Origin of the sequence: Portibacter marinus (genome assembly GCF_021533195.1) — a bacterium.
GTDB classification, from domain to species: Bacteria; Bacteroidota; Bacteroidia; order Chitinophagales; family Saprospiraceae; genus Portibacter; species Portibacter marinus.
The window spans coordinates 90,573-114,245 of the sequence record NZ_JAJNKB010000008.1 but is presented as its reverse complement, the minus strand read 5'-3'; the positions used below and the strand labels follow the sequence as shown (position 1 = coordinate 114,245).

The window sequence follows — 23,673 nt, the reverse complement described above, 5'->3', positions numbered from 1 at the left end:
GCAATTATTTTTACTTTTGAACAAAATTTTAAATGATGAATTTTATATTATGAGTAATGAAAATATGACTTTGGGAATAGGGTCCAGGGTGGAGCATCCTGCTTTTGGTGATGGAGTGATAATTGGAATCGATGTTATTGCATATAAAGTTTGCTTTATTCTGTATGGAATAAAAAATGTGAGTAAAGAAAATGCAAATTGGGAGGTCGTCGATGCTATCGAAGCTGAAGAAGAAGTCAGCTTTTCAGAAGCAGAAAAGTCTTTAATTAAAATCTTGAACACCTATAATGCTTTAAATCATAAAGTAGAATTAGGTGACAAATGGGTGGATGGCCAACTCATTCTTAAGCCCGGTGATGAAGGGCTCAAATCAAAAGAAATGCCCATCGAAACTTTTTTTCATAAAATTGTGATGGTCCGGGATCGAATAAGAGTGATGGAGCAAAGAATTAATAGCAGTAAATTGACTGATGAAGAGAAAGTGAATCTTCAACAATATATTACCAAAATATATGGTAGCCTTACATCTTTTAATGTGCTTTTTAAGTACAAAGAAGATCACTTTGTAGGAGATAAAACTAAATAAATGAAATTAATCAAATTTTTATCCATCTTGATTTGTGCTTGCCTATTCAGCACTTGTGTGGAAGTACAAAACCAATATCAGGTCATACCTCCTGGTGTTTGGAGAGCAACCCTTAATGTTAGTGGAGGGGGTGCAGAAAGATTTATTGATACAGATAACGAGACGGACCGTGTCTTTACAGAATTAACAGACGGAGAATTACCTTTCAACTTTGAAGTGGTCTATAATTCAGAAGAAGATATTGATATTTTCATTTTGAATGCTGAAGAAAGGATTCTTGTGGACGATATAGAATTTGGCAGGGATAAAGAAACCCTGGAAGATACCATAAGAATTAATTTTCCATTGTTTGATACCTATATTTCTGGTCGATACGAAGAAAATCGCATTGAAGGGTATTGGGTAGTCAATTACAGAGAGCAATACAGCGTTCCGTTTCAAGCAGAGTTTGGGAGAGATCACCGTTTTACTAATCTAAAAAAGGAACCCGCAGCAGACTTAAGCGGAATTTGGGAAACGACATTTGAGATAGGTACAGAATATGAATATAAAGGAGTTGGTGAATTTCAGCAAGAGGGTAATCATCTAACTGGAACCTTTCGAACAGAAACTGGAGATTACAGATTTTTAGAAGGAACCGTTCAAGCTAATAAAGCTTACCTGTCCTGTTTTGATGGATCACATGCCTTCCTTTTCCAGGCGAAAATTTTAGAGGATACTACTTTGATAGGCTCCTTCAGATCTGGTAAACATTACATCACGACTTGGGAGGCCAAAGAAAATGAGGACTTCGAACTGAGCAATCCTAATGATCTGACTTATATCAAAGGTCAGGAAAAGTTCTACTTTGAATTTCCTGACAGTGATGGTCGGCTCGTCAGCATGAATGATGTAAAATTTGCCGGAAAACCCTTACTCGTTACGATTTTCGGAACATGGTGCCCTAATTGCAGAGATGAGATGGATTTTCTAAAAACTTACATAGAAGAGCATCCCGAACTGGATTTTAATGTGGTAGGTATTGCCTTTGAGAGGTATAGAGATACAGATAAATCAATGGCTGCAGTGAAGAGGTATAAGGATAAAATGAAATTACCATTTGATCTGCTTTATGCGGGCTACTATGATAAGGGCGAAGCCGTTAACCAGCTTCCAATGTTAAATAAAATTATATCATATCCAACCCTCATATACATTGATAAAGAAAAGAATGTAAGGCAGATTCATACCGGTTTTTCGGGACCGGCGACCAGTAAATATGAATCCTTTACGAATGAATTTGATGAATTAGTGAGAACTTTAGTAAATGAATAATCAAAAAATTAGAAAAATTGCGTTGATTACGGGCGCGACTTCAGGAATCGGAAAGGCAACAACCGCACATTTTGGTAAAAAAGGTTATGACCTGATCATTACAGGACGAAGGAAAAAGAGGCTTGAAGAAAATGCAAGTAAATTTCGCCAGAAGTATGGTATAAAGGTCAGGCCTCTGAATTTTGATGTTCGGCAATTAACCGCAGTTAAAAAAGCAATAGGATCCTTAGAGGAAGAATGGCTCGAAATAGATGTACTGATTAATAATGCCGGACTGGCAAGTGGCTTTGATCCGATCTTTGATGGAGATATCAAAGACTGGGACAGGATGATTGATACCAATATCAAAGGACTTCTTTATATGACAAGACTTGTCAGCCCTGGTATGGTGAACCGTAAAAAAGGTCATATTATTAATGTTTGTTCCACAGCAGGACATGAGGTATATCCCAATGGAAATGTTTATTGTGCATCAAAACACGCGGTAGATGCTTTGACTAAAGCCATGCGCATAGATCTGCATGAGCACAATATCAGGGTCTCGCAGGTCAGTCCGGGACACGTGGAAGAAACAGAATTTGCTTTGGTACGATTTCATGGTGATAAGAAAAGAGCGAAAATCTATGAAAACTTTCAACCGCTGAAGTCCAAAGATGTAGCGAAAACCATTTACTTTATTGCTTCTCAGCCTAAGCACGTTAATATTCAAGATGTTCTGATGATGGGAACGCAGCAAGCCAATAGCAATTTTATAGATCGCAGTGGAAGATAGAGCTACATATTATGATTCCTCCCGCTCTGAATGGCGGGATTGGTTGCTTCAGAATCATGCAACTGAAAAAAGTGGCGTTCGAACCGTCACATACAAAGAAGCGGCAAAGGAAGCCATGTGTTTTGTATGGGTATACAGCCTTCCAAATATAGGTGATAACGACAGTTATCATACCAGAAGATCTAAATCAAGCATTCGACACGTATCTTAGATCGAAATCCAACTTTACAAAATTTCCTCCCTCTGTGAGACGGGGAATTCTTGATTGGATTTTTAATGCAAAGACTGAAAAAACTCGAAAGAAGAGAATTTCAGAAACTGCACAATTAGCTGAACAAAACGTTAGAGCTAATCAGTATACACACAAATGAATGAACTGTAAAAATTGGAAAAATAAAAACCTGAAGTCAATTCTGCTACAGGAATGGAATGATGCGTCACCTGGTGATATAAAGCTATCTCTTCGTCATTTTCATATTCTACACATAAAAAAGGGGAATGTTGCTCTAAAAATAGGGGGTAAAATATCTCAATATGGGGATAATGACTTCGTTTTTGTTAGAAGGCACGAGAAATTTAAAATAATTAGTGCTCAGAATGCTAAAGTGATTTGCATTAGCATCAAGAGAAAATATCTATCTGTATTTCATTCAAAAATTCACAATCTTCCAATTTTACCTGTACAAGCATCTGAATCACTTAACTATACCCTTCTTAGACTAAGTTTCAACCTTTTTTGTAGTGCTTTTAAAAAAGCTTCCGATGTACAAGTCATCAAAGACTTGTTGGAAGAATTGCTGATACAGTGTTATAAATCAACAACTGATTTGGTTTTAGATCCACAAAGTTTAATCAAGATTGAAGCCATTATCAAGTTAAGAAAAGAAGAACCCATTCAGTTACAAATAGTAGCTGATAATTTCCTGATAAGCCCATTTCATTTGGTTAAGGGATTTATCAATCATTACCAGTCGACACCTCTATTGTACCAGATTGGGTATCATATCCAGGAAGATTTCATACCTGAATGGCTTTCAGGCTGGATTGAAACTTCGGAAATTCGAAATTATCTGGAAAGCGTTACCTAATTTTAGATTCTTCCTCCTATATTCGAAGACAATAGTTTCGAATGAATTATCTAACATTTTTTGTAGCGATTCTTTTCTATATAAATGGCATTGGACAAATTCAATATCCGAATGTAATCGTGATTTTCTGCGATGACCTGGGATATGGTGATTTAAGTACTTACGGGAATCCCACCATACACACGCCTAATCTTGACCGAATGGCATTAGAGGGTCAGAAATGGACACAATTTTATGCTGCAGATCCGGTTTGCACCCCCAGTAGAGCGGGATTATTAACCGGTCGCTACCCTATTCGTTCGGGCATGACCTCTAAAAAGAGAGGCGTTTTATTTCCTGATTCTGCAGGTGGATTACCTAAAAGTGAAATGACACTGGCAGAATTATTTAAAACAAGAAGTTATGTGACATCGGCTGTCGGTAAATGGCATCTGGGTCATTTGCCTGAGCATCTCCCGATGAATCATGGATTTGATCATTACTATGGCATTCCATACTCTAACGATATGAACGCAAAGGTGGGATTATGGGGAAACTATGAAGAATTAATTAATGACCCCGACTACGATTGGGATTATAGGAATTATGATGTACCTCTGATGGAGGATGATCAAGTTATAGAGCGTCCTGCAAATCAGAATACTATTACACAACGTTATACAGACAGATCCATCGAATTTATCAAAGCCAATACCCACCGTCCATTTTTTCTTTATTTGGCACATTCACTTCCCCATATTCCTTTATTCGCTTCTTATGGGTTCAGAGGTAGAAGTAAGAGGGGAATTTACGGGGATGTCATTGAAGAAATTGACTATGGTATAGGTGAAATATTAAAAACGCTACAAGAGGAAGGTATTGCAGATAATACACTAGTCGTCTTTACTTCTGATAATGGGCCTTGGCTAAGATTTAAAACCCACGGAGGTTCTGCTGGACCATTGAGGGCAGGCAAAGGAACTACCTTCGAGGGCGGTCAGAGAGTACCAGCCATCTTTTGGGGCCCTGGAATTGTCAGGCCCGGAATTATAGATACTCCGGGATCCACATTGGATTTATTTCATACATGCTCTACATTGATCGGAAAAAAGAATCGTAAGGATCGAAAAATGGACAGCTATGATCTCACTCCAGTCTTAAGAAGAAAAGAAGGTAGCCCTAGAGAAGAATTCTTCTATTGGGCTTTTGGAGAATTACATGCCGTGAGAAGTGGACCATGGAAACTTCATATTAAACAAAGAGCACCTGTGCATTATGGGCAAGTGGTCGAGATGGATGGAGTTGAATTATACAATCTAGAAAAAGATATTTCAGAAAAATATAATGTGGCAGAAGCCAATGGGGAAGTCGTAAATGAACTATTGATGCTCATCAAAGAACATTTAGAACATACCAGTGACGCCCTACCCGATCAATTGGAAGCAAAAATTGCTGAGTGACTATTGTTTTAGGGATTTTATTTTTAGGTCATGAATAGATCTTAATTAGAGAAGACTCAAAAAAGCCAGGCCAAAACCAATCGCTACCGCAAAAATCTTTCTATATGAAATCTGATGATGTGAATTGACGTCAGTCTCGAATATAATGGTAGTTGCAATGTGCAATATAAAACCAATGGAAATGGCCAATATAATCCTTTGAGTTTCGGCAGAAAAAGAAACGATTTCTGAGATAAGTGTTCCGAGAGGCGACATTGCTGCAAATACTAATAACAAAAGATATACTTTCATTTTACTTACCTTAGAAGCTACTAGCAATATGCTCAGCGCAATAGCAGCTGGAAGTTTATGAGCTACGATGCCCCACAGATATGGCCTGGAGATCAATGAATGTCCATGTCCAAGATGGTCAACTGACATATGAGCTACCGGAAGTCCCTCAATGAAAGCATGAGCACACAAGCCAAACATAATTGAAAATATGTAAAGCTTATTGTGTTTGTCCCTCACATGTATGTGTCCATGTTCAACGCCTCTGGATAAAAACTCCAGTATATTCTGTAGCAGAAATCCCCCAAGAATCAGTACACCGATCTTATGATCCCACTCGCTTCTATAGAATATTTCAGGAAGCATATGCAATACTGCGACACCCAGTAGAAAAGCTCCACTTAGTGGTAGTACGAACAATAAGTATTGCGTTGACTTTTCACGCTGCAACAATGTGCCCAATGCACCACCTATAATGGCTGAAAGAAACAACGCTATGTAAGGTAGAATATTCAAAGAGCCATCTTTCTTTTGCCTAATTTATAAAGTTCAGACGTCAATAGTGCAATTCCTATGCCTAGTAATGCACCACAGAGAATATCCAAAGGGAAGTGTACCCCAACATATATTTGAGCGTATCCAACAAGAAATGCCCAAATAAAAAGCATTAAAGATATAATCTTTTGTTTTTTAGAAAGAGTAAAAATGAGAAAGAAAGCGATCCCAAAATGGTTTGCTGCATGCGAAGAGGTGAAACTAAATCCTGACCCGCAAGTAACCAATAATCGAGGTTGTAGATGTTCATTGGCTTCGTGACATGGTCTGGCTCTTTCAACCAGGGGCTTAATAACACTACTGCTGATGAAGTCGGATAAAGCAAAGGTCAAAACTATAAAAAAGATAAGCCAGTACGCCTCTTTGCGATAATTTAAAACCAAAAAAGTGACAACAAAGAGATAGAATGGCACCCATAAATATTTATTTCTCCAAAAAAAGAGCAGTCCATCCATGAAATTATTGATCAACTCTTTGTTGATCAATTGAAAAAGCTGCTGATCGAGCTCGATAATGGACATTAACGTCATCCAGTGAATTAAATTTAGATTGCTGATTCGAAATTGCCAGCCAAAGTAGTAATATTTTTAGATTTGCAACAAAATTAGGAAAGTGACATTAATCAAATCTATTTCAGGTATTAGAGGAACCATTGGAGGTAAACCCGGCCAAAATTTAACAGCTCAAGATCTTGTAGAATGTACAGCTGGTTTTGCGACATGGATCAAAAGTAGAAATAAAGGGCGTAAGGTGGTGATAGGGAGAGATGGTCGAATGACCGGTATGGTTATTAGCGACCTCGTTTGCAGCACCTTACGAATGATGGGTTTGGATGTAGTGGATCTTGGTTTGTCTACCACTCCCACTGTAGAAATAGCCGTACCCCTGGAAGGAGCCGCTGCCGGCCTCATTCTGACAGCGAGTCATAATCCAAAGCAGTGGAATGCACTAAAATTTTTGAACCATAAGGGTGAATTCATCAGCGCTGAAGATGGTGCAGAAATCCTTGATTACATTTCACAAGGCCAGTTGACTTATGCTGAACTTGCAAAATTGGGTACTTACCGTTTAGATAAATCATACATTGGCAAACATGTCGAACAAATTTTATCTTTAGATATTTTAGACGTGCACATGATTCAGAAAGCAGGTTTTCAGATCGTGGTAGATTGCATCAATTCGACCGGCGCCATAGCTGTTCCAGCCTTGTTGGACGAACTGGATTGTTCCTATATACTGATTAATGATGATGTCACAGGAGATTTTGCACACAATCCTGAGCCGCTTCCCGAGCATCTTGAAGAATTGTCAATGAAGGTATTGAGCGAAGGCGCCGACCTGGGGATAAGTGTGGACCCAGACGTAGATAGATTGGCATTTGTATGTGAAGATGGGTCTATGTTTGGAGAAGAATACACCCTGGTCGCGGCAGCTGACTACGTACTCAGCAAGGGAGGCGGAAATACGGTTTCTAATTTGTCGTCAACAGCTGCTTTACGGAAAGTTACAGAGAAGCACGGTGGTTCTTACAACGCAGCGGCTGTCGGAGAGGTCAATGTCGTCAAAAAAATGAAGGAGACCAATGCAGTAATAGGTGGTGAAGGAAATGGTGGAGTCATTTATCCTGCATTACATTGTGGAAGGGACGCACTTGTAGGAATAGCCTTTGTGTTAAACTTACTTGCTGAGAAAAATCTTAAAATCAGCGAATTAAAAGCCTCCTATCCTGCTTACACAATCATTAAAAATAAAATCCAACTTACTCCTGCGATAGATGTAGATCACTTACTTGCTGAGCTAAAGGGAGTTTACAGCGATCAAGAACTCAATACGATAGATGGTCTAAAAATTCACTTTGATGGTGCATGGGTTCATTTGCGTAAATCGAATACAGAACCAATCATTCGGGTTTATGCAGAAGCAAAAGACGAAACTATTGCATCCCACTACATTAAGGAGGTACAAAGCAAAGTAGATGCAATTCTAAAAAAATGACCATTTATCTAGACAATGCCGCAACCACACCCATCCATCCCAAAGTAATCGCCTATATGAGTCAGCTCATGAAGGATGTGTATGGTAATCCATCCAGTATTCATAAGTCAGGTCGGCACGCTCGAACAATAATAGAGGATGCCAGAAAGACAGTGGCAAAAGCTCTGAACGCATCTATAGGAGAGATCTTTTTTACGGGAAGTGCTACAGAGGCTAACAACATGCTGATTCGACGAGCCGTCAGCGATTTAGACATCAAGACTATCGTGATCAGCAGTATAGAGCATCCTTGTGTCATGAATACAGCACTTGATCTCAAAGAATCAGGATTAATTGAACTCATGATCTTAGAAGTGAATGAATGGGGAAAGATAGACCACGATCAACTTCATAAGATACTTCAAAAATCCTCCGGGAAGACCCTGGTTTCTATTATGCATGTCAATAATGAGATTGGGGTAATTCAAGACATTATGACAATCAGCAAAATCTGTTCACAGAACGATGCACTTTTTCACTGTGACGCAGTGCAAGCCATTGGAAAATTGCCTATTGACTTACAAGAAATTCACATTGACTTTCTAAGTGGTACTTCCCATAAATTTCATGGACCCAAAGGCGTTGGATTTATGTATATCAGAAATGATCACAAAATCAAGCCCTTTATCACTGGAGGTGGACAAGAACGAGAAATGCGAAGTGGTACAGAAAACGTTTATGGAATAGCTGGGCTGGCAAAAGCCTTGCAAATATATCAGGAGGACCAGAAGGTTAAAATGTCCAACATTTTGACATTGAAAAACGCATTCAAAAGCAAACTTCAAGCTTTGGTTCCAGAAGTGAGATATCTGGAAGATCAATGTCCTGATCAATTTATTCCTACGATTTTGTCCGCCTCGTTTCCGGAAACGCCCAAAACTGAATTGATCACCTTCAATCTGGATATTGCAGGAATTGCAGCCTCAGCTGGCAGTGCTTGTGCATCCGGCGTGGAGCAAGCATCCCATGTATTGGAGGCCATTCAATTACCTGAAGATCGCAGAGCAGTTCGATTCTCCTTTTCGTATCTTAACACCATGAATGAGATAGAAGAGAGTGTAAAATTGATTCATAATATGCTTAAGTGAGTCACGAAGAATATATGTGGCGTTGTATCTACCTGGCTTCCATGGCAAATGGTGGAGTAGGAATCAATCCTAATGTCGGTGCGGTCATCGTCCACAATGACGTCATTATCGGTGAAGGCTATCACCAGCAGTATGGAGGTCCGCATGCGGAAATAAACGCAATCAATTCCGTTTCAAAAGAAAATTTGTGGAAATTGTCTGAAGCGACATTGTATGTCACTTTGGAACCATGCAATCACTTTGGCCTGACTCCTCCTTGCTGTGATCGTATTTTGAAGGAAAAGATGCCTCATGTAGTAGTAGGTTGCGAAGATCCTAATCCCAAAATGGCGGGGTCCAGTCTGAAAAAATTGCAAAACAATGGGGTACATGTCACGAAAGGGGTATTACAAAAAGAATGTCAATCTTTAATCCATCCATTTAGAGTCAATATAACAGAGAAGAGGCCGTTTGTAACCCTCAAATTTGCACAGTCAAAGGATTTTTACTTTGGCTATTCCCATGAGCAGGTTTGGCTGAGTAATGCCTACAGCAAGATTTGGAGTCATCAGCTAAGATCACGGAATCATGCCATTTTAATAGGAACTCAAACAGCTCTGATAGACAATCCATCTTTAACGAATAGGTTATATTCTGGCAAATCGCCCTTAAGAGTCGTCATTGATAAGGATAATCAAATCCCAATTACACATCAACTATTGAATGATGAAGAGCCGCTACTCACCATTAATCAAAAGCATAGAGCGGGACTTAAGCCTCAAAAGGAACAATGGACAATGGAGGTGAATTTAATAAAGTTACTGGCCAGGCTATACGAGGAGAAAAAGGTAGGAAGAATGATCGTAGAAGGTGGAGCCATGACGATTAAATCTTTTATCGAGAATGGCTTGTGGGATCAGGCAGCCGTCGTCAATACCAGTAAAGAACTTAGAACGGGAATTGAAAGTCCACAAATTAAAGGTGTATTAAAAAGTCAGATGAACTTAGGAAATGATCATTTGACATTTATAAATAAAATCTTTTGTTAAACTTATTTTAAATGAAGCTGTCCGTAAAGACAATCTATTAAAAATGTTGTTATTTAGATGTTTGTATCAGCTTAACGAAAGCCAATCAGTACTGACACTGATAAAAGTAGAAGAATGAAAAAATTATTAGTAGCCATTTTATTGATTACTATTTGTTTAACTGGAAAAGCACAAAAGGAGATTAACTGGATGTCCTGGGAACAGGCAGTAGAAGCTTCCAAGGAGGAAAAGCGTAAGTTTGTCGTAGATGTGTATACAGAATGGTGTGGATGGTGCAAGAAAATGGATGCAACCACTTTTAAGGATCCGCAGATCGTCAAATATGTTAACGAAAACTACTATGCGATCAAGTTTGATGCCGAACAAAAAGAGGACATTGCACTAAACGGAAAGGTTTATAAATTTAACAAGACAGGTAAAAGAGGTTATCACCAGCTGGCCGCCGAAATTACAAGGGGAAGGCTATCCTACCCTACTGTCGTCTTTCTTGACGAGGAATTGGGATTAATACAGTCCATACCAGGATATCGAGATGTAATGTCTTTTACCATGATCATGAAATATTTTGCCGAAGATTTTCACACAAGCGTACCCTGGAAAAATTACTCTCGAAATTATCAAGTTTTAACTGGCGGAGGGCACTAGATTAAGCACTATCCTTATCGGAATCTCGTGTTGCGATTTTCATATCTATTTTGGTTAAATCTCCAAAGAGATGTATTGAGTTTTGATTCCAGTTCCTCCTCAATTTCATCTGTTAACAAACCTTCAAAAAAATCAAATCCGGTCAGCGATTCCACGCTGTCTATGGTAATGGCATAGTCCCTTAAATGACCTTCCAATAATTTGTTTTCAAGAACATATCCAATGCCTTTTTTTTCTTGACCAGAAATATCCAAAACCACTTTGAAAAACCTTTTAGGTACCCCCACTTTATTCCTGCCTATCGTTTTTAAAATACCATCCTTTAAAACCGGACCTGTCACCACATAAACCCTATCATTATCGTATGCCCAATCTCTCACTGTCTCTTCTAGTTCTCTCCAAACGCCTCCATTAAATTCCTCAATTTGTGGACTGATATTGCTCATTAAAAAAGATTCTTCCATAGCCTCCCTTGAAAAGGCCATGTCTCCGGCTGGAGCCAGATGCCCACGTGTATAACCACTTCCACTGTAGTCGTTATGAATTGCTGACTTTGTTGTTACCAGATCATCCGGTCTAAATTCCCGAGCTCTTTCTACATTAGGCACTTGTATTTGAGCTTTGGTCAACTCATAGGCCACCCAATCAGCTTGCTCATATTTCTCATTGTAACTTAAAGTATAATGTTTATGAAAGACCATTTCGCCATTGGCTCCAGAAGGAAGATAAAATCTATCTGTAGAATCCAGTGAAAATGGGACTTCATATTCCCATACTGTATTTTGATCGAAGGTTCTGGTAAGGTAGTACAAAGCGAATCCACCTAAAAATAAGAATGCTACAATTCTTACAAATGAGCTTGAAAGAAAATTGCCACTCTTGGTATGATTTCTCCTGAACTTAGCCATATTAGTGCAATTATAATAATTATCTTGCCACTATGAAACATTCTTTCCTCCCATTGCTCTTCCTAGCTTCTTGTGCGCTAAGCGCTCAGTTCGAGAGTCCTTTTGGCAAAGGAGCAGAGTTCTTAGGAATGGGAAATGGTGGGGTCGCTTCCGTTTCAAATTATTCAATGCAATATAATCATTCGGGACTGGCCTGGATAGATGAGTGGAGTGTGAATGTGCAAGCGGCAAGATTATTTGATGATTCTGGCATTCTTCATTTACATACTGGTTTTGTATATCCTACACAAAAATTTGGTGCTTTTGGATTTCGTGCAGAGCGATATGGCTTAGATGGGTACTCCTTTCAAAACTATTCGATGGCCTATGCCAGAAAACTACATTCTAATTTCAGCATGTCAGTGGCCTTTAATTTATATCAATTTGCAATTGAAGGATATGGAAATAGTTTTACGCCAAATGTTGAAATCGGTATGCTAACCCAATTAACAGATGAGATTTCTTTAGGCATGCATCTGGCCAATCCTTTTCCACTGCGATTGTCGCAAGAAACCGCCCTACCGACGATCTTCTCAGCAGGGATACAATATCAAATCAACGCATTGGTTAAAATAGTAGCTGATGTTGAAAAAAATATTAAGGAAACTCAAAACTTTAAATTTGGCGTTGAATACCAGATACATCAGATATTAGCTTTGAGAGCCGGTATCAATACGTTGCCGGGGAGCTTTTTTTTTGGAGTCAGCTTGCTCTGGAAAAATATCAAAATGGATATCGGCAATGGCTATCATCAGATTTTGGGAAATTCAATCGGATTAGGAGTAGTGTATAGAAAACCAGCAGAATGAAAATACTTTTAGTATCAAGCTCAGGAGAAGAAATCAATCCGGCTTTAGAAATTATGGACGAAACTTGGGAGAGGGTTTCTTTCTCAGAATATAGAAATGGTAATCTTCAGGTCTTTCCCCTGGTAGTCGGTTATGCAGGCATCTTTATGCCTTATGCGCTTGCAAAGTTTAACGGAATCGAAAATATTGATTACGCTGTCTTTGCCGGTCTTGCTGCTGGTACGACCCGTATTGTGGAAGTGGGACAAACAGTCAATGTCGGTCGTGATATTATGGGTGATGTGGGAATAGAAGAAAGTGACAGAAGTTTCAATGATTTGTTTGATCTGAATCTTCACGAGCGCAATAGATACCCCTTTTTTAAAGGTGAGATTTTTAATGAAGACATTATCAATCCCTTAAAACATCGCGTGGTAAAGAACATTTCAGTGAATATGATTCCCGGGACTTTTGAAAGTATCGAATTACTTAATAAGAAATACCACGCTGAAATTGTAACTACTAACGGAGCGGCTTTTGCTTATACCTGCAGGATGCTTGATGTCAATTATCTCCAATATCGAACAATCTATCGGTATCTGGAACCTACCACCATTAGAAACAGAGAGAAAGAATATGCCATCAAAAACCTTAATAAAGAAATCATCGATTTATTAGCGGAACTGGATTATCTTTCACGCTAGTGAATGAGATTATTCTGGAAGTTGATAAGATCCATATTTCTCTTTGTGACTGTAGGCCAATCGCGTGATCTGAGCATAACTTTTCATACCAGCCTTTACGCCCTGAGCTTTCAAATAATTGTTGTAGAAGAAATCTCTCAGCCATGGGGCAATGTCAGGATATCGATCCAGTCGTTCTCTAATAGCTCTTAAATCCGTCATTATAGCCTCAGGTCGCATGTAATTAGCTTCTTCAAGAATTTCGGGATAATTTCTACGTAGTGCCCTGTACAAATAGCCATGATACTCCAGCCATCCACTATATGCAATAAACGGTTGTGAACTATTGATGCATGTCATAAAACCTATAAAATTACATACGCCCTCGTCGGTGATGGCATAGGCATGTGCCATTTCATGTGCCATCACATAAGGTTTTTCGATCGCATGGAGACCATCATCTATATGCCCTTCAAAAACCCAGGGAAAATATACTCCGGCAGTTTTAATTCGCAGTAATGATCCCCTAGGTTTCAGAACGCGGATTTTAGGATCATTGAAGATTGGTTCTTCAAATTTCTTAAGTACATTAATTTGTGAATTCCTGATTTTTTCTTGCAAATCGATGGGCATCAAATCATCATCTATTGGTACTGAATCTAAAGGCTGTAAATTTTTTCTTAATTCCACTAATATTGAATCAACATCTTGCAATTCACTGAATAAGAAACTTTCATTCGGTTCCTGCAATTCCATCTTTTGCCTGATATGGAAGTCACTTCTGGCATAATTGAATCCCCAGGACCAGTAAAATATAAAAGCGATCCATCCCATGAAATTGAGCGTGAAAGTTAATACTGAAGTCTTTTTTTTGATAAATAATCTTCTCAACAAAATATAAGTCAGCAAGAGAATGAACACATAGATTAATGGAAATGGGATGTAGGTCAATGAATAGCCATAAAGCCATCGGATAAATCTATAAAAACCATTGGTATAAAGAGTCTCTACAACCCTAGGGAAAAGGGAAAGAAATTGAAACAAAAACATGGATATCAATCCGCAAAAAAGGCCAAGAAATCTTCTAATAAACTTCATAATCATCAAATTGACAATAGCGGACAATTGCTCTCAGCCCAATAAGTACAATGCTTTGACACTGCTGGCGGATAAGATATTGAATTTTAGTATTATATTTGCAACCTTTCACGAGAAATTGCAGTTAGGTTTACAGAACAATAAAAAAAACAATTTAAAATGGCATTTGAATTCACAGATAATAATTTTGAAGAAACTGCTTTGGCAGATGACACTTTAGCAGTAGTTGATTTCTGGGCAGAATGGTGTGGTCCATGTAGAATGGTGACGCCAATCATCGAGGAATTGTCTAATGACTATGAAGGTAAAGCTTTGATCGGTAAGGTTAATGTAGATAGCAATCCCGAAGTATCCATGAAATATGGTGTCAGAAGTATTCCGACTATTCTTTTTATCAAGAATGGGGAGATTGTAGATAAGCAGGTAGGTGCTACCTCCAAAGCAAGTCTGGAAAGTAAAATCAAAGCGCATTTATAAAAGGCGCATGACTTAATAATAAAAGGCCCTATATTGACATTCAGTATAGGGCTTTCTTAATTTAACCTATCATTATTATTTTCGAGCATGGAGTTTTTTGAGAATTACGATCTGAAATCATTAGATAATCTGGAATTATTGGCAAAGCAAGTCGTTGAGGGCTTTATTATAGGTCTTCATAAAAGTCCATTCCACGGATTTTCAGTCGAATTTGCAGAGCACAGACTTTATAATCCCGGTGAGAGCACCAAAAATATAGATTGGAAAGTGTTTGCGAGAACTGATCGTCTTTTCACCAAACGTTTTGAAGAAGAGACTAATCTGCGCTGTCAAATAGTGGTGGACTGCTCCTCTTCCATGTATTTTCCTGAAAATGAGAAAAAATTTAATAAGCTCATATTTTCGTCTTTGGCAGCGGCTTCCTTAATGAATCTGCTTAAAAAGCAAAGGGATGCCTTCGGTCTCAGCTTATTTGATTCCACGGTAAATATTCATACACAAGCGAGGTCAAGTACTTCACATTACAGACTGCTCTTGACCTATCTGGATCAACTGATTCATGACCAAACGCCTGAGAAGAAAACCTTTGCCACGGAAGCACTTCACCAGATTGCTGACAGTGTTCATCGACGTTCTCTCATCATGATATTCAGCGACATGTTTGATACCAGTGAGGATTCTGAAAAGTTATTCTCTGCCTTACAGCATCTAAAGCACAACAAGCATGAAGTCGTTCTTTTTCATACGGTCGATAAACAGTATGAACTCGAGTTTGAATATGAAAACAGACCTTACGAGTTCATAGACATGGAAAGTGGTGAAAGAGTGAAGTTACAATCCAATGAAGTAAAAGAGTATTATCAGAAGCGCTTGAAATTATTTACAGAAGATTTGCGAGCAAAATGTCTGCAATACAAAATAGATTTGGTGGAAGCTGATATTCGGAAGGGTTTTCATCCAATCTTACAGAGCTATCTAGTCAAAAGAACAAAAATGAATATTTAATATGATTGACCTGTCAACCATTTCCACACGCGCGCCGAAGGGTTTGGACAAAAACGAAACAAAAGAAAAAACGAAAGAAATCGCTGAGAAGATCGGTAAACTGGCAGAGAAAATGAGGGCTGAAAGAAAGCATTCTCTATTGGTGGTTTTTCAAGGTATGGATTCAAGCGGTAAAGATGGGGCGACAGAGCACGTATTCAGTGCTACCAGTCCTACCTTTGTCAGCGTTAAAACATTCAAAAAACCAACTGAGGAAGAATTCGCACATGACTTTTTATGGCGCGTTACAAAAGAGGCTCCAGAAAAAGGTATGATCAAAGTCTTTGTGCGCTCTCATTATGAAGATATTTTAATACAACGGGTTCATCAATGGATAGATGAAGAACGGGTAACTCTTAGAATGAATGCGATCAATATGTGGGAAAAACTGTTGATACATGATAACAATACCACCATTTTGAAGTTTTATCTTCACCTCTCAAAGGAAAAACAGGAGGAAAAATTACAGGAAAGGATCGATAATCCCGAAAAGAACTGGAAACACAATCCGGGAGATTGGGAAGAAAGAAAGCTCTGGGGCGATTATAGAAAAGCTTATGAGGATGCAATCAATCGATCAGAAGTTCCGTGGATCATAGCACCCGTTGACCAGCGGTGGTATAGAAATTACTTTATTGCTTCTAAAATTTTAGAGACAATGGAAGCGATGGACATCACTTTACCGACATTAGAAAATGGAGAAAACAAGGATTGACAAATGGTTATGGGCTGTTCGAATCTTTAAAACCAGGACGCTGGCCTCTAATAATTGTAAGAAGGGAAACATTAGAATTAATGAGGAAAAGGTCAAACCTTCTTATAATGTGCAGATTGGTGATTTGGTCGGTGTGCATAAAAATGGATTCAATCTAATTTTTAGGGTAGAGAAGGTGATCAGTAAGAGAGTGGGAGCACCCTTAGCGGTTCAATGTTATGAAAACTTAACATCTGAAGACGAATTAAATAAATTCAGTGATTGGTTTATTGGCAAAGGCAGGCCGGAAGTACGGGAGAAAGGAGCCGGAAGACCTACAAAAAAGGATCGTAGAGTGCTGGAAGATTTTAAAGATGGTTTTATTGATTGAAATATGTGGCTATTTGAAAATTACTCGTCTTTAATGTATAAGGTGAATATTTAAGTTTTTTAAGAGTTTGATTAAGATTACAAAGCCAGGTATTCTATAAAGATCTGGCTTTTTTCATTTTATACCGTAAACGCGAGCACTTAGTCTTCCAGGTTAAGTTGCCAGGAGATGCCATATTGGTCTTCACACCATCCGTATTTTTTACCAAAGCCGTAGTCCCCTTCCCCATCATAACCATCAAGAGGCACCATAACCTGGCCTCCATTCGAGCTAAGCTGTTGGAACAACGAATCAATCTGATGTTCTGAGTTACATGAAACGAAAATTGATACCGCTGGTGAAAATGTCCATTTATGGTCATAATTACTTTCTGAAACCATGTACTTTGCACCATTGAGTGTAAATACTCCATATTTAATAAGGTTCGGTGTCCCTCCCGGCTCTCCGTTTGAATAATAGGTCAGACTTTCGATCTTCGAATTTGGAAACAACGAAATGTAGAACTCAATAGCCTCTTTCGCTTTCCCGCAATGATCTCCTACGAATGTCAGAAATGTAGCTGTTTTCATACCTTCAAAATACAAATAATTCTATTTTAGACTATACAAAGATTTCTGCACAGACTTTAGGAACCAATAATTACATTTATAAAAAATATTGGCCTACGAAAGTTCATTAATTTTTCTACAACACCACTGCAACATCTCCGGTTATAATCCTATTCTTCTTATTCTCCAAATTCAATTCGATAACATATGTGTAAATGTCGATTTTAGGCTGTTCATTGTTGATCTTTCCATCCCAAAAAAACAACCCCTCGGACTCTAATTCTGAAAAACGATAAACCATATTTCCCCATCTATCGAATATTTTTATATAGACCACATGGACATCCACCTCTTCAATAAATAATTCGAAGCGGTCATTGATACCATCGTCATTAGGTGAAAATACATTCGGTATGAAAACCTTATAATGAGAAAGGTCTAAATGAATCAAACTATCACATCCATGTGATGAAATCAGGGTAAGATCATAAGCACCTGGTTCGGTATAAGTAAATGATTCAATATTGAAGGCATCTCCCTTTAAAATCCTGGCTTGAACCGAGTCTGAAGATTCACCTATAACTTCTAACTCCAACCTCACTATACTGTCACAAAAGGTTGCATTCTTAAAGGTGTCTGTGTAAATGCCGGTGGAAGTCAGTTCAGCTGCCCCAAACTCGTACACCTCATCTTCACAAATCGTTTTCTTAATCGTACTGAATTCAACAGGAACTCTGTAGAAACTTGGTTTCGAAAGGATGCATTGACCCTCTTTGTATTCCATCACCGAATAGTCTCCACTAACCAAATTTGGTTCATAAAACGGTTTGGTTTCACCCACTAGAGCTATGCCATCTCTGTACCATTGATACGTTGCTTGTTCTGACGGTTCGATCTCCAACCTGAAATTTTCTGTACATGGATTCTGTGATTCGAAAATGGTTTTACGAAAAAACTGAGTCTGAGCCAAGATCAAATTATCAAAAAAATAATAAAGATTCTCTGAGCTGGTGGTCAAGGCACAAGGAGGACCAATTGCAATGGCGTGAATATCTTCAGAAGGTGTGATTGTAAGTGATGTTAATTGCCAATGTTGTCCACTGACTTTCTTTGAATTCAAATATTTCCAACCTCCATTATATTCATTCGTAGGACACCCTAGAAATTGATCCTGTTGTCCGAAAGGCAAGTTGTCACAACTACTGCTTCCAAAAAAAGTGATGTCAATTGGTGGTGAAATTCGCTGGTTTACGAAACCTAAATAAAACTCAAAGGTATAGGATACTCCTTTCTCTAATGGGGAAAGCAGACATGCTCCCGCATATTCTTTCCAGTTAGGTTCTCTATTTCCATTCAAAGCTCTACCATCTCTGAAACCTACGATTCCATCACCATCGGGATAAGGCAAGGGAGCTGGTATCCCTTCCCAACCTAAAAAGCCACAAGTGTGGATATAATCTGTCGTAGGTTGTGACGCCTGTATCCAATCTTTAGCACAATTCAACTGACTTCTGCCGAAAGGGCAACAATTTTGTTCTTCGAAAGATGGATTGGGAATTAAGGATTGCGGCTCTTCTGTCATGCAATCGCAATCGGGATCATTCAAGTCTATTTTACCATCTCCATCATCATCTATTGCATTGGCACAATCCTCCACCATCACCTTTAAGACCACATGATTACTCATAACCCAGAGAGAGCAAATCAGTATCATGATGGTTATGGCGTATTTCACATGTTATTGATTGATAATGATAACGGGAGCTTGATTGAGCCCAACCAAACGGTCTACAAAGCCTTTGGACAAAACAGTCTGCAATACTGGTTTCTTTTTTCTAATCAACATAAAAACTTCATCATTTTTCGACTTTTGAATATAATTTTCAATCGAACTGACGACCTTAATTTCATCCGTAGACTTTACCATATGGGTTGGGTCTCTATGAATGAATTTAATCTCATCAAAAATACTTTTAAACCCTTTCGTGAGTTTTTTGGCCAATTCCAGATTTTCAAAATTCTGAATCAGAAAGTTGAGCCTAATGTCCTTCTTAAATTCATAGTCCTGAGGAAGAATCAAAATTGGAATATCTAATTGATTCATCAGCTTTAACGCATGGGAACTATTGATATATCTTGAAATTCCCATATTCTGCTGAGTAGTCATCATGACAATATCGGGTTTGTATCGCTTGATCTTATTTTTAATACCCTGAACCGGCCTGTTTTTCCTGACTGATGTCTTGATTTTTGTATTGGATTTTAATAACCGCTTAAAAACTTTAGCATGGTTGTTCAGAATTTTTTTAATACTCTTTTCATCATCATCCATTAGATCCTTCATGGTTTGAGGTAATGCTTTTCCTCTGATTTGTGGTGGCTCATAGGCGTGGTAAAGGCAAATCTCGTTGAATTGAGCATTAGCCTCAAACTTATTTATGAGGGGCACCAGGTTCAAGTAATCGTAATGTAATCCAACAGGTATCAGGATCTTTAAACTTTTCGCCATTCTTTATTTTTGTTTATCTCAACAAAATACAATTAATTCTAAATATTTGAAATGCATGTCTGTATTAGAAATATAGATAATGAAATCTCCACTTTCCAAGTGAATTGTATTCAAGAGCTGGAAAGGGAAGCTTGATATGATTCATGGCATAAAATAGTTTTCGTAGGAAAGGACGATTTGTCTCGATAGCCGTCCAGTCGATGTCCAAAGAGACTAAAACTTGACGATATCTTTCGACTTCAGGAAGATCCCTACCCTTCCAGGTCAATCTGTTCTCAAACTCTCCCAGCATGCCATTGGCACTATATCCTAGCGATAGATTGAACCATTTGGGTATAAAACTAGAATTTCGGAAAGGATTAATGGACATCCAATAAGTATGTCCATTATAATCATACAGTAGACTTTCTAATGGATGGTCACCTAGCATTCCATTGGCCCGCTCCGCCAGATCAGAACGACTAAAACTAAACTTAAAAACTATTATTTGTTCATCGAATATCCATTCCTGGCCGACCATGAAAGCTGAACCCGCAGCATTGGCCAGCATATCGCCCCATGAAAATCCCCATCCCTGGTATAATCCGTCGAATATCTCAATAGGTGTTTGTAGTATCAATCCCATTGATCCTCCATAAATCAGCGATTTAGTCTTGCTCACCCCAGCCTTTCGCAACCATTCGTAGCAAATCATGGACTCCGCATAGGCTCCATATGCATGACCGAACTTATCGATCTGTAGGTATCCTTTGTTATCATTATAATAATGAAAGGGTACTCTGGGTACATCTTTATACCAGGCATATCTCAGACCACTTATTAATCCAGTATAAATCACGGCCTCCGTAACAATTGCTGTCGTAAGCATTTTTTTATTGATGCCAATGGTATCCTGTTGCGTGTGAGCAGAGAGATAGAAAATCAAAAAAATGATGGATATCAGCGTTTTCATCCAACCATCTGTTCGATTATTTTGACGATCCCTGAATTGAAATTGACATGTACTTCACCTCCTATAGGGAAGGTAAAATGATGAGCTACGTGACCAAAGTTAAGGCCATATACCAATGGAATTTCAAGTGGCAAAAGTTTGTCCTTCAGGCATTCTAGCAAAGATAAAGAACGCTCTGGATTTGATGGGTGACAACCTTTGAACTGACCTAAGACAATACCCTTTGCTTTTCCGATATCTGTTGCGTGAATGAGTTGGGTTAACATACGATCAATGCGGTACGGCTCTTCTCCAACATCTTCCATAAATACAATGCGGTTCTTGCATTTGATCTCATACCGCGTCCCTGCTAAAGCGGCCATTAAGGATAAATTCCCTCCAACTGCTATGCCTTTTGCTTCTCCCTGTATAAAAGTCTGCATAGGTTCATACGCCTCATCTTTTGACAGGTATAATGGAATTTCTACTGACTTTTCCGGATGCATAATCAGATCTCTCAAAATCTCTCTGGTGTAAGCGTTATCATCCGAAGCGCCTAATGGTCCATGAAAACCGATGATTCCTGTCTGCTGAAATATGGCATTAAGCAAGGCTGTAATGTCAGAAAAACCAATTAATATCTTAGGGTTTCTCCTGATCAACCGATAGTCAATCAGGTCCAGGATACGGGTGATCCCATATCCACCTCTCGCACACCAAATACCTTTCACGCGATCATCGCGATACATCGCATGTAAATCTTCAATCCTCTGTTGATCTGTTCCCGCAAGATATCCGTATTGTGCATCCAGGTACTTCCCTTTTTTTACTCTAAAACCATAGCTCTCGATTTTGGCGACAGCATGATTGATTTTCTCCTCAGTCATCATACCTGCTGGGGCCACAAGTCCAACCACATCTCCTACATGCAATCTTTCAGGAAGAATCTGTCGTTTCACTTCCGGCATTTCGATTGAAGACAAATTATAAGCAGCTGCCGCAGCAAGCAGTGAAGTATTAAATTTTCTACGATCCATATTATAATCCTTCTATGGTCACAAGATACAAATGTCTACCATTACCTAAAAAGCCACTTTCTGAGCCAACAAGAAATTGATTTCCTTCGATTTGAACGATGGCTTCAATTTGCTCTGCAGGTTTTAAATTAAATATATTAGTAGTCCTGAACTTTCCTTCCGCATTTCGCTCTACCAATGCCAGAGAATTTTTAAAACCTCCTAACCCTACTTCATAGCAGGTCAGAACAAAAGTCTTACTTTCTGCATGGTAGGCTGCGTCTGTGACCATGCCCTCCAAAGAAATAGAATCAATAAGTACGAGATTATTGGTAAGCAACGGGGCTGAATATACTTTGGTCTTATTTTTACTTCTGTTTTTTGAAAAAAGATAATATTGTCCATCCAAAATGATCATGGCCTCACAATCAAAGTCATGCTTTTTGACATCAAAAGTTACCTGATCCGGATAATCGATAGGGACCGTATGCTTAAGCTTTCTGGTTTTCTGGTCAATATGGTATATTCGTAAATCCTTACGATTACCAAGATTGTTTCCGACGTCTCCAATGATGATTTCATCTTCATAAATTGCAATGGCTTCCCAGTCCTTATTGGTTACTTCTGGAATTTCGATGATACCCAGAGAGTCTTGTCCATCTTTACTTAACCTTAGCAAACGAGGTCCAAAACTTCCATCATTCAGTATGATCCATTCATCATTCATCTGGACAATGCCAGAACATTCACTGGCCGCCTTGGGCATTGTAGCATATCGCTGCACTGATATTGACTTGCCGGGTTCTATTTTTGCAGGTATTCTAAAACAAGAACCTAGTAATGTAATTGCGAGCAAAAGCACGATGTGTAGTGATTTCATGCAGCTGATGTTTTTTTAACCATTATATTCATCAACATTCCACCTATCACCATTAACATACCTATTATTGCCAACCATGAATGTCCTTCGCCAAACCATATCCAACCGACAAAAATGGCAAAGACAGCTTCCAGGTATTTCATAGGTGCAACTTTATTCGCTTCTTCTATTTGAAAAGCTTTGGTCATATAGAGCTGCCCAAGATAACCGAAAATTCCAAGACTGAACAGTAACGGCCATTGGTACCCTTCAGGTTGCTGCCAATTGTTGATACTACCTATAGCACCGACTACAGTTGCGATAACCATAAAGTAATTGACAATAACCACCGGATGATCCGCAGGTCCTATGGCTCGTAAGAAAATATAAACCAGTCCGCTGAACATAGCTGCACCCAAAACCATGATTAAACCCACTGTACTTACTCTAAGATCGATTCCTTTGAGCAATATGACACCTGCAAAAGACAAAAAGAAAAATAACCATTGGATGGGAATCAGCTTTTCTTTCAGTAAAAAGATCGAAAAGATAGCTGTGAATATAGGAGCCAGATACCTCAATGAAATCGTAGTACCAAGAGGCATTAGTTTCAAAGCTGCAAAAAACAATACCATGGAAATGACACCTACAATTCCCCTTCCTATCATCAACTTCCTGCGGTTCCCCAGAATGGGAATACCCTTGATCCACAAATAGATTATACACAAAACCAGAGATCCCAGACATCTGAAGAAAACCAATTCAAAAGCATTAAAATCCTCCAGATACTTAATGGTTGCACTCATCAGCGTAAATGAAAACGTGGATATAATCATATACTTTAATGCAACCCAGGTTTTCATCCACGC

General features: G+C 38.7%; 28 protein-coding genes. 17 read left to right on the top strand and 11 right to left on the bottom strand.

Annotation, left to right across the window (positions count from 1 at the left end; all coding sequences use genetic code 11):
* Positions 1-49 precede the first annotated feature (49 nt).
* The 7 genes from L2567_RS16625 to L2567_RS16600 are packed head-to-tail and all read left to right on the top strand — an operon-like array spanning position 50 to position 5,199.
* Positions 50-586, top strand: a complete 537-nt coding sequence (locus tag L2567_RS16625; RefSeq protein ID WP_235298938.1) for a hypothetical protein — start codon at positions 50-52, stop codon at positions 584-586.
* On the top strand, positions 587-1,900 hold the full coding sequence (locus L2567_RS16620; RefSeq protein ID WP_235298937.1) for a peroxiredoxin family protein: 1,314 nt from the start codon (positions 587-589) through the stop codon (positions 1,898-1,900).
* Positions 1,893-2,672 carry an SDR family NAD(P)-dependent oxidoreductase gene (locus L2567_RS16615; RefSeq protein ID WP_235298936.1) on the top strand — a complete coding sequence of 260 codons (780 nt, stop codon included), beginning with the start codon at positions 1,893-1,895 and terminating at the stop codon, positions 2,670-2,672. Before L2567_RS16620 ends, L2567_RS16615 begins: the two co-directional genes overlap by 8 nt.
* The gene (locus L2567_RS16610; protein WP_235298935.1) at positions 2,662-2,883 is read left to right on the top strand and encodes a YdeI/OmpD-associated family protein; all 222 of its coding nucleotides are present in this window, start codon (positions 2,662-2,664) and stop codon (positions 2,881-2,883) included. Before L2567_RS16615 ends, L2567_RS16610 begins: the two co-directional genes overlap by 11 nt.
* Positions 2,825-3,043: a YdeI/OmpD-associated family protein gene (locus L2567_RS21345; protein ID WP_406626716.1), complete on the top strand. Its 219-nt coding sequence runs from the start codon at positions 2,825-2,827 to the stop codon at positions 3,041-3,043. Before L2567_RS16610 ends, L2567_RS21345 begins: the two co-directional genes overlap by 59 nt.
* Positions 3,044-3,760 (top strand): hypothetical protein, encoded by a 717-nt coding sequence (locus L2567_RS16605; protein WP_235298934.1) that lies wholly within the window; start codon positions 3,044-3,046, stop codon positions 3,758-3,760.
* Between the two features lie 41 nt (positions 3,761-3,801).
* Positions 3,802-5,199, top strand: a complete 1,398-nt coding sequence (locus L2567_RS16600; RefSeq protein ID WP_235298933.1) for a sulfatase family protein — start codon at positions 3,802-3,804, stop codon at positions 5,197-5,199.
* A gap of 45 nt (positions 5,200-5,244) precedes the next feature.
* Here L2567_RS16600 and L2567_RS16595 read toward each other — a convergent pair whose 3' ends face one another.
* Positions 5,245-5,985, bottom strand: coding sequence for a ZIP family metal transporter (locus L2567_RS16595; RefSeq protein ID WP_235298932.1), 741 nt, complete (start codon positions 5,983-5,985; stop codon positions 5,245-5,247).
* Complete coding sequence (locus L2567_RS16590; RefSeq protein WP_235298931.1) at positions 5,982-6,554, bottom strand: phosphatase PAP2 family protein; 573 nt, start codon at positions 6,552-6,554, stop codon at positions 5,982-5,984. Before L2567_RS16590 ends, L2567_RS16595 begins: the two co-directional genes overlap by 4 nt.
* A gap of 82 nt (positions 6,555-6,636) precedes the next feature.
* On the opposite strand from L2567_RS16590, the gene glmM reads away from it, so the two are divergent.
* From glmM to L2567_RS16570, 4 genes are all read left to right on the top strand, one after another.
* Positions 6,637-8,019, top strand: coding sequence for a phosphoglucosamine mutase (glmM, locus tag L2567_RS16585; protein WP_235298930.1), 1,383 nt, complete (start codon positions 6,637-6,639; stop codon positions 8,017-8,019).
* Positions 8,016-9,146, top strand: coding sequence for a cysteine desulfurase family protein (locus L2567_RS16580; protein ID WP_235298929.1), 1,131 nt, complete (start codon positions 8,016-8,018; stop codon positions 9,144-9,146). Before glmM ends, L2567_RS16580 begins: the two co-directional genes overlap by 4 nt.
* Positions 9,143-10,174 carry a bifunctional diaminohydroxyphosphoribosylaminopyrimidine deaminase/5-amino-6-(5-phosphoribosylamino)uracil reductase RibD gene (ribD, locus tag L2567_RS16575; protein ID WP_235298928.1) on the top strand — a complete coding sequence of 344 codons (1,032 nt, stop codon included), beginning with the start codon at positions 9,143-9,145 and terminating at the stop codon, positions 10,172-10,174. The genes L2567_RS16580 and ribD overlap by 4 nt, the downstream gene beginning before the upstream one ends.
* 114 nt (positions 10,175-10,288) lie before the next feature.
* The gene (locus L2567_RS16570) at positions 10,289-10,819 is read left to right on the top strand and encodes a thioredoxin family protein (RefSeq protein WP_235298927.1); all 531 of its coding nucleotides are present in this window, start codon (positions 10,289-10,291) and stop codon (positions 10,817-10,819) included.
* A gap of 14 nt (positions 10,820-10,833) precedes the next feature.
* Here L2567_RS16570 and L2567_RS16565 read toward each other — a convergent pair whose 3' ends face one another.
* Positions 10,834-11,727, bottom strand: coding sequence for a DNA/RNA non-specific endonuclease (locus tag L2567_RS16565; protein WP_235298926.1), 894 nt, complete (start codon positions 11,725-11,727; stop codon positions 10,834-10,836).
* A gap of 32 nt (positions 11,728-11,759) precedes the next feature.
* Between L2567_RS16565 and L2567_RS16560 the strand changes: the two genes are divergently transcribed.
* Together L2567_RS16560 and L2567_RS16555 are read left to right on the top strand one after the other, a co-directional pair.
* The gene (locus L2567_RS16560; RefSeq protein ID WP_235298925.1) at positions 11,760-12,575 is read left to right on the top strand and encodes a PorV/PorQ family protein; all 816 of its coding nucleotides are present in this window, start codon (positions 11,760-11,762) and stop codon (positions 12,573-12,575) included.
* Positions 12,572-13,258: a nucleoside phosphorylase-I family protein gene (locus L2567_RS16555; RefSeq protein WP_235298924.1), complete on the top strand. Its 687-nt coding sequence runs from the start codon at positions 12,572-12,574 to the stop codon at positions 13,256-13,258. The genes L2567_RS16560 and L2567_RS16555 overlap by 4 nt, the downstream gene beginning before the upstream one ends.
* Positions 13,259-13,267: 9 nt before the next feature.
* Here the strand turns inward: L2567_RS16555 and L2567_RS16550 are convergent, their stop codons facing one another.
* Positions 13,268-14,335 carry a DUF3810 family protein gene (locus tag L2567_RS16550; RefSeq protein ID WP_235298923.1) on the bottom strand — a complete coding sequence of 356 codons (1,068 nt, stop codon included), beginning with the start codon at positions 14,333-14,335 and terminating at the stop codon, positions 13,268-13,270.
* A gap of 159 nt (positions 14,336-14,494) precedes the next feature.
* Here L2567_RS16550 and trxA point away from each other — a divergent pair, with 159 nt between their 5' ends.
* The 4 genes from trxA (at position 14,495) to L2567_RS16530 (ending at position 16,941) form a co-directional block, all read left to right on the top strand.
* Complete coding sequence (trxA, locus tag L2567_RS16545; RefSeq protein ID WP_235298922.1) at positions 14,495-14,812, top strand: thioredoxin; 318 nt, start codon at positions 14,495-14,497, stop codon at positions 14,810-14,812.
* A gap of 87 nt (positions 14,813-14,899) precedes the next feature.
* Positions 14,900-15,817, top strand: a complete 918-nt coding sequence (locus L2567_RS16540; RefSeq protein ID WP_235298921.1) for a DUF58 domain-containing protein — start codon at positions 14,900-14,902, stop codon at positions 15,815-15,817.
* Position 15,818: 1 nt separating this feature from the next.
* Entirely contained in the window at positions 15,819-16,571 is a 753-nt protein-coding gene (locus L2567_RS16535; protein ID WP_235298920.1) for a PPK2 family polyphosphate kinase, read from the top strand.
* Complete coding sequence (locus L2567_RS16530; RefSeq protein WP_235298919.1) at positions 16,552-16,941, top strand: RNA-binding S4 domain-containing protein; 390 nt, start codon at positions 16,552-16,554, stop codon at positions 16,939-16,941. The genes L2567_RS16535 and L2567_RS16530 overlap by 20 nt, the downstream gene beginning before the upstream one ends.
* 140 nt (positions 16,942-17,081) lie before the next feature.
* Here L2567_RS16530 and L2567_RS16525 read toward each other — a convergent pair whose 3' ends face one another.
* From L2567_RS16525 to L2567_RS16495, 7 genes are all read right to left on the bottom strand, one after another.
* Positions 17,082-17,510 (bottom strand): VOC family protein, encoded by a 429-nt coding sequence (locus L2567_RS16525; protein ID WP_235298918.1) that lies wholly within the window; start codon positions 17,508-17,510, stop codon positions 17,082-17,084.
* A 115-nt stretch (positions 17,511-17,625) separates the two neighbouring features.
* Positions 17,626-19,224, bottom strand: a complete 1,599-nt coding sequence (locus tag L2567_RS21170) for a T9SS type B sorting domain-containing protein (protein ID WP_235298917.1) — start codon at positions 19,222-19,224, stop codon at positions 17,626-17,628.
* 3 nt (positions 19,225-19,227) lie between these two features.
* Positions 19,228-19,998, bottom strand: coding sequence for a universal stress protein (locus L2567_RS16515; RefSeq protein WP_235298916.1), 771 nt, complete (start codon positions 19,996-19,998; stop codon positions 19,228-19,230).
* A 64-nt stretch (positions 19,999-20,062) separates the two neighbouring features.
* Positions 20,063-20,950: a DUF2279 domain-containing protein gene (locus L2567_RS16510; protein WP_235298915.1), complete on the bottom strand. Its 888-nt coding sequence runs from the start codon at positions 20,948-20,950 to the stop codon at positions 20,063-20,065.
* On the bottom strand, positions 20,947-21,966 hold the full coding sequence (locus tag L2567_RS16505; protein WP_235298914.1) for a S66 peptidase family protein: 1,020 nt from the start codon (positions 21,964-21,966) through the stop codon (positions 20,947-20,949). Before L2567_RS16505 ends, L2567_RS16510 begins: the two co-directional genes overlap by 4 nt.
* A gap of 1 nt (position 21,967) precedes the next feature.
* Positions 21,968-22,825: a hypothetical protein gene (locus tag L2567_RS16500; RefSeq protein ID WP_235298913.1), complete on the bottom strand. Its 858-nt coding sequence runs from the start codon at positions 22,823-22,825 to the stop codon at positions 21,968-21,970.
* Positions 22,822-23,667, bottom strand: coding sequence for a DMT family transporter (locus L2567_RS16495; protein ID WP_235298912.1), 846 nt, complete (start codon positions 23,665-23,667; stop codon positions 22,822-22,824). The genes L2567_RS16500 and L2567_RS16495 overlap by 4 nt, the downstream gene beginning before the upstream one ends.
* Positions 23,668-23,673 lie beyond the last annotated feature (6 nt).

Excerpts from the sequence above, each read along its gene's own strand:
- L2567_RS16495 (WP_235298912.1), bottom strand. The coding sequence starts at position 23,667 with ATGAAAACCTGGGTTGCATTAAAGTATATGATTATATCCACGTTTTCA.
- L2567_RS16620 (WP_235298937.1), top strand. The coding sequence starts at position 587 with ATGAAATTAATCAAATTTTTATCCATCTTGATTTGTGCTTGCCTATTC.
- L2567_RS16560 (WP_235298925.1), top strand. The coding sequence starts at position 11,760 with ATGAAACATTCTTTCCTCCCATTGCTCTTCCTAGCTTCTTGTGCGCTA.
- L2567_RS16615 (WP_235298936.1), top strand. The coding sequence starts at position 1,893 with ATGAATAATCAAAAAATTAGAAAAATTGCGTTGATTACGGGCGCGACT.
- L2567_RS16605 (WP_235298934.1), top strand. The coding sequence starts at position 3,044 with ATGAACTGTAAAAATTGGAAAAATAAAAACCTGAAGTCAATTCTGCTA.
- L2567_RS16505 (WP_235298914.1), bottom strand. The coding sequence starts at position 21,966 with ATGGATCGTAGAAAATTTAATACTTCACTGCTTGCTGCGGCAGCTGCT.
- L2567_RS16565 (WP_235298926.1), bottom strand. The coding sequence starts at position 11,727 with ATGGCTAAGTTCAGGAGAAATCATACCAAGAGTGGCAATTTTCTTTCA.
- L2567_RS16600 (WP_235298933.1), top strand. The coding sequence starts at position 3,802 with ATGAATTATCTAACATTTTTTGTAGCGATTCTTTTCTATATAAATGGC.
- L2567_RS16535 (WP_235298920.1), top strand. The coding sequence starts at position 15,819 with ATGATTGACCTGTCAACCATTTCCACACGCGCGCCGAAGGGTTTGGAC.
- L2567_RS16570 (WP_235298927.1), top strand. The coding sequence starts at position 10,289 with ATGAAAAAATTATTAGTAGCCATTTTATTGATTACTATTTGTTTAACT.
- L2567_RS16625 (WP_235298938.1), top strand. The coding sequence starts at position 50 with ATGAGTAATGAAAATATGACTTTGGGAATAGGGTCCAGGGTGGAGCAT.
- L2567_RS16590 (WP_235298931.1), bottom strand. The coding sequence starts at position 6,554 with ATGACGTTAATGTCCATTATCGAGCTCGATCAGCAGCTTTTTCAATTG.
- L2567_RS16500 (WP_235298913.1), bottom strand. The coding sequence starts at position 22,825 with ATGAAATCACTACACATCGTGCTTTTGCTCGCAATTACATTACTAGGT.
- L2567_RS16550 (WP_235298923.1), bottom strand. The coding sequence starts at position 14,335 with ATGAAGTTTATTAGAAGATTTCTTGGCCTTTTTTGCGGATTGATATCC.
- L2567_RS16510 (WP_235298915.1), bottom strand. The coding sequence starts at position 20,950 with ATGAAAACGCTGATATCCATCATTTTTTTGATTTTCTATCTCTCTGCT.
- L2567_RS16580 (WP_235298929.1), top strand. The coding sequence starts at position 8,016 with ATGACCATTTATCTAGACAATGCCGCAACCACACCCATCCATCCCAAA.
- L2567_RS16540 (WP_235298921.1), top strand. The coding sequence starts at position 14,900 with ATGGAGTTTTTTGAGAATTACGATCTGAAATCATTAGATAATCTGGAA.
- trxA (WP_235298922.1), top strand. The coding sequence starts at position 14,495 with ATGGCATTTGAATTCACAGATAATAATTTTGAAGAAACTGCTTTGGCA.
- L2567_RS16525 (WP_235298918.1), bottom strand. The coding sequence starts at position 17,510 with ATGAAAACAGCTACATTTCTGACATTCGTAGGAGATCATTGCGGGAAA.
- L2567_RS16555 (WP_235298924.1), top strand. The coding sequence starts at position 12,572 with ATGAAAATACTTTTAGTATCAAGCTCAGGAGAAGAAATCAATCCGGCT.
- L2567_RS16530 (WP_235298919.1), top strand. The coding sequence starts at position 16,552 with ATGGAGAAAACAAGGATTGACAAATGGTTATGGGCTGTTCGAATCTTT.
- L2567_RS16515 (WP_235298916.1), bottom strand. The coding sequence starts at position 19,998 with ATGGCGAAAAGTTTAAAGATCCTGATACCTGTTGGATTACATTACGAT.